Annotated in this window: 6 protein-coding genes; 5 read left to right on the plus strand and 1 reads right to left on the minus strand. The window is 73.5% G+C overall.

The genetic code is table 11. The annotated features are described in order from the left end of the window. The 5 genes from EAO72_RS08640 to EAO72_RS08660 form a co-directional block, all read left to right on the plus strand. A partial coding sequence (locus EAO72_RS08640; protein ID WP_148016661.1) for an isochorismate synthase occupies positions 1-1165 on the plus strand: 1165 nt, incomplete at its 5' end. Further along, positions 1162-2838, plus strand: coding sequence for a (2,3-dihydroxybenzoyl)adenylate synthase (locus EAO72_RS08645; RefSeq protein ID WP_148016662.1), 1677 nt, complete (start codon positions 1162-1164; stop codon positions 2836-2838). The genes EAO72_RS08640 and EAO72_RS08645, both read left to right, overlap by 4 nt. An 11-nt stretch (positions 2839-2849) precedes the next feature. Further along, on the plus strand, positions 2850-3482 hold the full coding sequence (locus EAO72_RS08650) for an isochorismatase family protein (protein ID WP_148016663.1): 633 nt from the start codon (positions 2850-2852) through the stop codon (positions 3480-3482). Between the two features lie 5 nt (positions 3483-3487). Next, positions 3488-3715 (plus strand): phosphopantetheine-binding protein, encoded by a 228-nt coding sequence (locus EAO72_RS08655; protein ID WP_148016664.1) that lies wholly within the window; start codon positions 3488-3490, stop codon positions 3713-3715. Further along, positions 3712-7635, plus strand: a complete 3924-nt coding sequence (locus EAO72_RS08660) for a non-ribosomal peptide synthetase (RefSeq protein ID WP_148016665.1) — start codon at positions 3712-3714, stop codon at positions 7633-7635. Before EAO72_RS08655 ends, EAO72_RS08660 begins: the two co-directional genes overlap by 4 nt. A 15-nt stretch (positions 7636-7650) precedes the next feature. Here the strand turns inward: EAO72_RS08660 and fes are convergent. Then, on the minus strand, positions 7651-8901 hold a 1251-nt coding region (gene fes, locus EAO72_RS08665; RefSeq protein ID WP_148016697.1), incomplete at its 5' end, for an enterochelin esterase.

Below are 8901 nucleotides of genomic sequence, written 5' to 3' on the forward strand. Positions count from 1 at the left end.
CTCTCCCTCTCCCTCCCCCGGTGACGCGACCGCGCTGCTCGACGCCTACCGGCCCGGCACCGACCGGTTCCTCGCCTCCTCGCGCCGGACCCTGCTCGCCTCCGGCACCGCCGCCGAAGTCCCGCACGATGCACGGCCGTTGAGCACCCGGGTACGCGACGTGCTCGAAGCCCGGCGGCGGGCCGGGGACCCGGCGCCGATCATCGTGGGCGCGCTGCCCTTCAGCCCGGACGCCGCGCCCTCGCTGGCGGTCCCGCGGTCCGTGCGCCGGGCGCCGGCGCTGTGCGAGGACCCGCTCATCGCACTCCCCGGCCCGGCCACGGAACCCGGCACCTGGCAGACCCGCGAGGTCCCGGCCGCCGCCGACTACGCCGCCTCGGTGGCTGCGGCGGTGCGGCGGATGCGTGCCGGGGAGTTCGACAAGGTCGTCCTCGCCCGCACCCTGGAGCTGACGTCCTCCCACGACCTCGATCTGCCCGCCACGCTGCGGCGGCTCGCGCAGCACGATCCGAGGGGCTACACGTTCGCGGTCCCCAGCGGGCCCGGCCGCACCCTCGTCGGAGCCAGTCCCGAACTCCTGGTCGCCCGTTCCGGCCACGTGCTCACGGCCAACCCGCTGGCCGGGTCCGCGCCGCGCAGCAACGACCTGGCCGAGGACGTCCGTCGCGCGGCCACGTTGCTGGAGTCCCCCAAGGACCTGCACGAGCACGCCGTGGTCGTCGCCGCCGTCCGGGAGGCCCTGGCCCCGTTCTGCGTGAGCCTCGACGTGCCCGAACGCCCCACGCTCGTACGGACGGCAGCCATGTGGCACCTGTCGACGACCGTCACCGGCACGCTCGCGGACCCCGCCGCCTCCTCCCTCGACCTCGCCTCGGCGCTGCACCCCACACCGGCGGTGTGCGGCACCCCGACCGACACGGCCCGCGCCGTCATCGCGGAGTCGGAACCCTTCGAGCGCGGCGCCTACACCGGCATGGTCGGCTGGCAGGACGCCGACGGGGACGGCGAGTGGGTCGTGACGATCCGCTGCGCGGAGGCCGAGGGCCGCTCGCTGCGGCTGTTCGCCGGCGCCGGTGTGGTGGCCGCCTCCTCGCCCGAGGCGGAGACCGCGGAGACCGGCGCCAAGTTCCGTACCTTCCTCAGCGCCGTGGGCGCCGCGCTGTGAGCGCGGCCCCGCAGGACGACGCGCCGGCCTGGCCCGCGGACTTCGCCGAGCGCTACCGTGCCGCCGGGCACTGGCGCGGTGAGACGTTCACGGGAGTGCTCCGGGCACGCGCCGCCGCCCACGCCGACCGGGTGGCGGTCGTCGACCCCGCGGACGGGCGCCGCACCCGGACGTACGGAGAACTGGAGGAGCGCGCGGCCCGGCTGGCGGCGGGGTTCGCGGCCCGGGGCATCGTCAAGGGCGACCGGGTCGTCGTCCAGCTGCCGAACGTCGCCGAGTTCATCGAGGTCGTCTTCGCGCTCTTCCGGATCGGTGCGCTGCCCGTCTTCGCCCTGCCCGCCCACCGGGAGACGGAGATCGGCTACTTCTGCTCGTTCACCGAGGCCGTCGCCTATGTGATCCCGGACCGGCACGCCGGCTTCGACCACCGGGAACTGGCGACCGCGGTGCGGGAGCGGACCCCCGGCCTGCGGCACGTGTTCGTCGTCGGTGACCCCGGCGGGCACACCGCGCTGTCCGACGTGCCGTGCGAGGCGCCCGGTCCGGTCGACGGGCCCGAGCCGCACGACCTGGCCTTCCTCCAGCTGTCGGGCGGCACGACGGGCGTACCGAAACTCATCCCGCGTACGCACGACGACTACATCTACTCGCTGCGGGGCTCCAACGAGATCTGTGGTGTCGACGAGGACACCCGCTTCCTCGTCGTGCTGCCGGCCGCGCACAACTTCCCGATGAGTTCACCGGGCTGGCTCGGCACGCTGTACGCGGGCGGCACGGTCGTCCTGTGTCCGCGGCCCGACCCGGCGACGGCCTTCCCGCTCGTGGAACGCGAGCGGGTCACCATGACGGGCATGGTCCCGCCGCTCGCCCTGGTGTGGACCGAGGCCGCGGAGGACGCGGAGCACGATCTGTCCAGCCTGGACCTGGTCCTCGTCGGAGGCGCCAAGTACAGCGAGGCGGCCGCCCGTCGGCTGGAGCCCGCACTCGGCTGCCGGCTCATGCAGGTCTTCGGCATGGCCGAGGGCCTCGTCAACTACACCCGGCTGGACGACGACCCGGAGACCGTGGTCACCACACAGGGCCGGCCGATCTCCGAGGACGACGAGATCCGGATCGTCGACGACGCCGGACAGGACGTGGCCGAGGGCGGCTACGGGCATCTGCTGACCCGTGGCCCGTACACGATCCGCGGCTACTGGCGCGCCCCCGAGCACAACCGGACGGCCTTCACCGAGGACGGCTTCTACCGCACGGGCGACATCGTGCGCCGCACCCCGGACGGAAATCTCGTGGTCGAGGGACGGGCGAAGGACCAGATCAACCGGGGCGGCGAGAAGGTCGCGCCGGAGGAGATCGAGAACATCATCCTCGCCCATCCCGCCGTGCACGACGTGTCGGTGGTCGGCGTCGCGGACGCGTTCCTGGGTGAGCGCACCCTCGCGTACGTGATCCTGCGCGAGGACGCCCCGCCGCTGAGGCCGGTCGCCGTGAAACGGCATGTGCGCGAGCGCGGAGTCGCCGCGTACAAGGTTCCCGACCTGGTCGAGTTCGTCGACGTCTTCCCGCACACCGGAATCGGCAAGGTCAGCAAGAACGGGCTGCGCTCCGGGACCGTTCCCCCACCCGGCTCCGCCTCCGCCGAACAGCACCGAGTCCACACCGCGCGGCACTGAAAGGCCCACCCATGGCACTTCCCGCCATCGCCCCCTACCCCCTGCCCGGCGCGGACGAGCTCCCCGCGAACCGGGTCGCGTGGACCGTCGACCCGGCGCGCGCCGTGCTCCTCGTCCACGACCTCCAGAACCACTTCCTCGGGGCGTACCGCTCCGGCGAACAGCCGCTGACCGGCATGCTCGGCAACACGGCCCGCATCATCGGGGAATGCCGCACCGCCGGCGTCCCGGTGGTCTACTCGGCGCAGCGCGGCGGCCAGACCGCCGAGGAACGCGGTCTTCAGCTCGACTTCTGGGGTCCCGGCGCGGCCGACGACGCCGAGGCCCTCGCCATGCCGGGGTCCGTCGCACCGGCGGCCGGTGACACGGTGCTCACCAAGTGGAAGTACAGCGCGTTCGTCCGTACCGAACTCGAGTCCCTGATCCGGGAGTCGGGCCGCGACCAGATCGTGATCACCGGCGTGTACGCGCACATCGGCGTGCTGATGAGCGCCGCCGACGCGTGGATGCGGGACATCCAGGCGTTCGTCGTGGCCGACGCGGTCGCCGACTTCTCGCGCGCGGACCACGACATGGCGCTGCGCTGGGCGGCGGGCCGCTGCGCGGTCGTGACCACCACCGACACCCTTCTGAAGGAGATCTGAGCACCATGGCCCTCACCCTGGAGCGGATCCGCAACGACATCGCCGAGTCCCTGGGCGAGGACCCCGCGGACATCCCCCTCGACGAGAACCTGCTCGACCACGGGCTCGACTCGGTCCGCATCATGGCGCTGCTCGGCGGGTGGCGCCGCGATCACGATGTGCGCGCCGACTTCGCCGACCTCGCCGAACAGCCCTCCGTCGAGGCCTGGGCCCCGCTGCTGGGGGTCTCATGACGGTCCTGCTCGCCGACACCGTCGGCACCTCACCGGACGGCCCCGACACCGTACTGCCGCTGACCGCGGCCCAGTCGGGCATGTGGTACGCGCAGTCGCTCGATCCGCTCAGTCCGGCCCAGAACACGGCGGAGTGCCTGGAGATCGACGGACCGCTCGACCAGGAGCTGTTCGCGGCGGCTCTGCGGCAGGTCGTCGCCGAGACGGACGCGCTGCGCGTCCGGGTCGAGGACGGGCCCGAGGGACCGCGCCAGACCGTCGCGGCCTCGGCGGAGCTGCCGCTCACCGTGCACGATCTGCGCGACGTGCCCGACGCGGACGGGCAGGCGGAGGCGTGGATGCGCGCCGACCTCGCCGAGCCCTGCGATCTCGCGGCCGGCCCGTTGTTCCGCCACGCGCTGTTCCGGGTCGGCCACGAGCGCTGGCTCTGGTACCAGCGGATCCATCACCTCGTCATGGACGGCTTCGGCTACTCGCTGCTCGTCCGGCGTACGGCCGAGGTGTACTCGGCACGTGTCCGGGGCCAGGACCCCGGGCCCCGGACGTTCGGGACGCTCGCCGGCCTCGTCGCGCAGGACGTCGCGTACCGGTCGTCGGAGGCGTTCGCGGCGGACCGCGCCCACTGGTCCGACGCCTTCGCCGACCGCCCGGAGGCGCCCAGGGCGGCGGGTCGCGGCGCGCTGCCGTCGCGTACGTTCCTGCGCCGCACCGCCCACCTCGGTCCCGAGGCCACCGACCGGATGGGGGAGCTCGCCACGCAGCTCCGCGCCACCTGGCCGGAGGTGCTGATCGCCGCGCAGGCCCTCTACACCTCACGGGCGACAGAACGCTCCGAGGTGGTGTTGGGGCTGCCCATGATGGGCCGGGTGGGATTGGTGGCCCTGCGGGTGCCGGGCATGGTGATGAACGTGCTGCCGCTCCGGCTGACCGTCACCCCCGGCGCGAGCTTCGCGGAACTGGTGCGCCAGGTCGTCCTGGGTGTCCGCGCGGTCCGCCGCCATCAGCGCTACCGCTACGAGGACATCCGCCGCGATCTGGGGCTGCTCGGCGAGAACCGGGGCCTGGTGGGTCCTCTCGTCAACGTGATGCCCTTCGACTACGACGTCGGCTTCGCGGGTACGCCGGCCCGGGCCCGCAACCTGTCCGCGGGCCCGGTCGACGACCTGACGGTCAACGTCTACGACCGCGCGGACGGCCGCGGCCTGCGCATCGACCACGACGGCAACCCGGCCCTGTACGACGAGGACGCCCTCGCCGCGCATCAGGAGCGCTTCCTACACCTCGTGCAACGGCTGACCGCCGAGGACCCGCACGCGGCGCTCGCGGCGCACGGCATCGCGACGCCTGCCGAACACACCCTGGTCGTCGAGGAGTTCAACCGTACGGACCGCGCGCTGCCGCCGACGACGCTCATCGGCCCGATCGAGGCACAGGCCGCGCGCACCCCGGACGCGACCGCGCTGGTCCACGGGAACGTCTCCCTCACCTACGCGGAGCTGAACACCCGCGCCAACCGCCTGGCCCGCCATCTTCGGATCCTCGGCGCCCGGCCGGGAGCCGTGGTGGCGGTGGCGGTGCCGCGCTCGGTGGAGCTGGTCGTCTCGCTGCTCGCGGTGCTGAAGGCGGGGGCCGCCTATCTGCCGCTCGACCCGGAGTACCCGGCGGAGCGCATCACGTACATGCTGCGGGACGCGGCCCCCGTCTGTGTGCTCATCGACCGTGCGGACCGGCTCCCCGACGACGCCACGACGGCCCGGGTCGTCCTGGACGGCCTCGACGTCTCCGGCTACCCGTGGTGCGATCCGTCGCGCCCGCTGACACCCGCGCATCCGGCGTACGTCATCTACACCTCGGGGTCCACCGGACGTCCGAAGGGCGTCGTCGTGTCGCACGGGGCGATCGACAACCGGCTGCGCTGGATGCAGGACGCCCACGGGCTGACGACGGACGACCGGGTGCTGCAGAAGACGCCTTCGTCGTTCGACGTGTCCGTGTGGGAGTTCTTCTGGCCGCTGCGCGAGGGCGCGGCGCTGGTCGTCGCGGAGCCGGGCGGCCACAGGGACCCCGCCTATCTGGCCCGGCTGATCCGCGAACAGGCCGTCACCACCTGTCACTTCGTCCCGTCGATGCTCCAGGTGTTCCTCGCGGAGGCGGATCCCGGTGCGTGCGCCGGACTGCGCCGGGTCTTCTGCAGCGGGGAAGCCCTGCCCCGGGAGACCGCGCACGCCTTCGGACGCGCTCTGCCGAGCGTCGGGCTGCACAATCTCTACGGGCCGACGGAAGCGGCCGTGGACGTCAGCTTCCACGCGTGCGTGCCCCACGACAGCGGGCCGGTGCCGATCGGGCAGCCCGTGTGGAACACCCGGCTGTATGTGCTCGACGCCGCGCTGCGGCCCTGCCCGCCGGGTGTTCCCGGCGAGCTGTACCTGGCGGGCCGGCAGCTGGCCGACGGCTATCTGAACCGGCCTGACCTGACCGCCGGCCGCTTCGTCGCCGACCCCTTCGCCGGACCGGCGCGGCGGATGTACCGCACGGGGGACCTGGCACGCTGGACGGGGCAGGGTGAGGTCGAGTACCTCGGCCGCACGGACCACCAGGTCAAGCTGCGCGGGCAGCGCATCGAACTCGGCGAGATCGAGGCGGCGCTGGCGGCCCGGCCACAGGTGGACGGGGCCTGCGCCCTGGTGCGCGAGGATCGGCCGGGCGACCAGCGGCTGGTCGGATACGTGACGGGAGGCGCCGATCCCGCCGAGGTGCGGGCGGCGCTCGCCCGGGAACTCCCGGAGCACATGGTGCCGTCGGCGGTGGTGGCGCTCGACGCGTTCCCGCTCAGCCTCAACGGCAAGCTGGACCGCCGCGCCCTGCCCGCCCCCGTCTTCGCCGGCGGAGGCGGTGTCCGGGTGATGGGCGCCCGTGAGGAGGCGCTGGCGCTGCTGTTCGCGGAGGTGCTCGGAGCCGCCGCGGTGGGGCCGGACGACGCGTTCTTCGACCTGGGCGGGACCTCGCTGCTCGCGGTCCGGCTCGTGGCACGGGTGCGGGAGGAGTTCGGTGCCGAGCTGACGATCGGTTCGCTGTTCGAGGCGTCCACCCCGGCCGCGCTCGCCGCCCGGATCGACGGTGCGGGGGCGGCGGCCGAGGATGCCCTGGACGTCGTCCTGCGGCTGCGCGGGGGCAGCGCGAAGACCCCGTTGTTCGCCATCCATCCGGCGGGCGGCATCGCCTGGTGCTACGCCGGGCTGGCGGCGCGGCTGGGTCCGGACCAGCCGGTGTACGGCATCCAGGCGCGCGGCCTGGTCCGTGACGAACCACTGCCGCTGACGCTCGAGGAGGAGGCGGCCGACTACGTCCGGCGCATCCGCGAAGTGCAGGCACACGGCCCGTACCGGCTGCTGGGCTGGTCGGTGGGCGGCGTGCTCGCGCACACGGTCGCGGTGCTGCTCCAGGAGTGCGGCGAGGAGGTCGAACTCCTGGCGCTGCTGGACGCGTTCCCGGCCGAGCAGTGGCGGGAGCGGCCTGCGCCGGAGGAGGGCGACGCCCTCACCGCGGTGCTGCGGATGGCGGGATTCGAGCGCACCGGCGAACGTACCCGGGAGGACGTGCTGGCCACGCTTCGCCGGGCGGGCAGTCCGCTCGCCGGGATCGAGGGCCGGACGCTGTCGAAGATCGTCGACATCGTGCCCAACCATGCCCGGATGATGCGTGAGCATGTGCACCGCGGGTACGACGGCGACCTGCTGTTCTTCACCGCGGCTGCGCCGCGGGCGGAGGACTGGCTGACCCGTGAGGCGTGGCGCACGCATGTGTCGGGCGCCCTCGTGAACCACGATCTGGACTGCACCCACCCTCAGTTGATGCAGGAGCGCTTCCTCGACACCATCGGGGAGACACTCGCTGCCCGGCTGAAGGAGCTGGACGCGTAGGGCTTTTCCTCCCGGTCAGGCGGAAGGGGCGGGCGGGTTCAGCAGGTCCACGAGGCCGTCCGCGAGTTCCGTACGCCAGCAGAGGTAGTCGTGGCCGCCGTTGAACTCCCGGTAGGAGGCGTCCTCGTAGCCGGCGGCGGCCAGTGTGTCGCGCAGCCGCCGGGCAGCGGGCAGGGCCACCCATTCCTGCTCGCCGAAGGAGAGCCAGAACCGGACCGGCAGACGCGGGGATTCGGCGATCCGGGCGGTGAGCCACTCGGCGTCCGGTCCGTCCGGCCACCAGAAAGAGCCGGACTGCGCGAGGACGTTGCCGAAGCGGCCGGGCGCGGTGAGGGCGGCGTAGGCGGCGGTGAGCCCGCCCAGGCTCTGTCCGGCGACGACGGTGCGTGCGGGATCGGCCGTGACCGGGAGGCGGGCGGCCGTCCAGGGCAGCAGTTCGTCGTCGAGGAACGCGACGAAGTCCCGGCTGCAGGCCAGGTCCGTCCAGCGGGTGGCCACGTCGACGGACTCCGGCAGCAGGGCCACCAGCGGGGGGATGCGGCCGTCGGCGATCAGGTTGTCCAGGAGACGGTCGAGCCCGAGGTGCGGCTGCCAGTGCTCGCCGTCCAGAAGGACGAGCACCGGCAGATCCGTTGCCTCCGGCACGCCGGCTGGCCGGTACGTCCAGACGCGCCGGTTCCCGCCGAGCCGCGCGGAGGGGACCTCGTGCACCGACACGCCGCCCCGGGCAGCATCAGGCCGCGGCAGCCAGTCCCGGGCGCTCGGGGCAGCCGGGAGTTCGGCGTAGGAGACCGGGTCGCCGCCCCAGCGGCGGGGCAGCGAACGGTGATTCAGCGGATCGGGACGGCGCCGGGTGCGCAGCAGGCTCCAGTAGTCGGCGGCCCCCGGGGCGGGGCCGTCGCCCTCGTCCACGTAGAAGTCGTACGTGCCCCGCCAGTCGTGCCGCAGTCTCAGAGTCCAGTGCCACACGTCGGTGCCGGGGACGTGCTCCATCAGGTTGCCCTCGGGGTCCCGCGGGTCGCCGAGCTTGTTGGGCAGCACCTGGACGGCCCGGGTGCCAGGAGCTCCGCGCCACAGGAACGTCACGGCCACATGGTCGTCGCCGCCCAGCGGGTCGGGTCCGACGAGCGGTGTGCCGGAACCCGCCACCCGGGCCCAGAACAGCTCGGTGCCGTCCGGGTCCGGGAGGGCGCAGACGGGTTCCGCGAGGCGGGTCAGCGGATCCGGCCGTGCCGTCCGGGGCGGTCGCTGGGGGGCGTCCTGGGG

Origin of the sequence: Streptomyces sp. OR43 (assembly GCF_008042275.1) — a bacterium.
In the GTDB taxonomy this organism is placed as follows: Bacteria; Actinomycetota; Actinomycetes; order Streptomycetales; family Streptomycetaceae; genus Streptomyces.

Bases quoted from the DNA above. Each gene is read 5' to 3' on its own strand.
- EAO72_RS08650 (WP_148016663.1), top strand. From the start codon at position 2,850: ATGGCACTTCCCGCCATCGCCCCCTACCCCCTGCCCGGCGCGGACGAG.
- EAO72_RS08655 (WP_148016664.1), top strand. From the start codon at position 3,488: ATGGCCCTCACCCTGGAGCGGATCCGCAACGACATCGCCGAGTCCCTG.
- EAO72_RS08660 (WP_148016665.1), top strand. From the start codon at position 3,712: ATGACGGTCCTGCTCGCCGACACCGTCGGCACCTCACCGGACGGCCCC.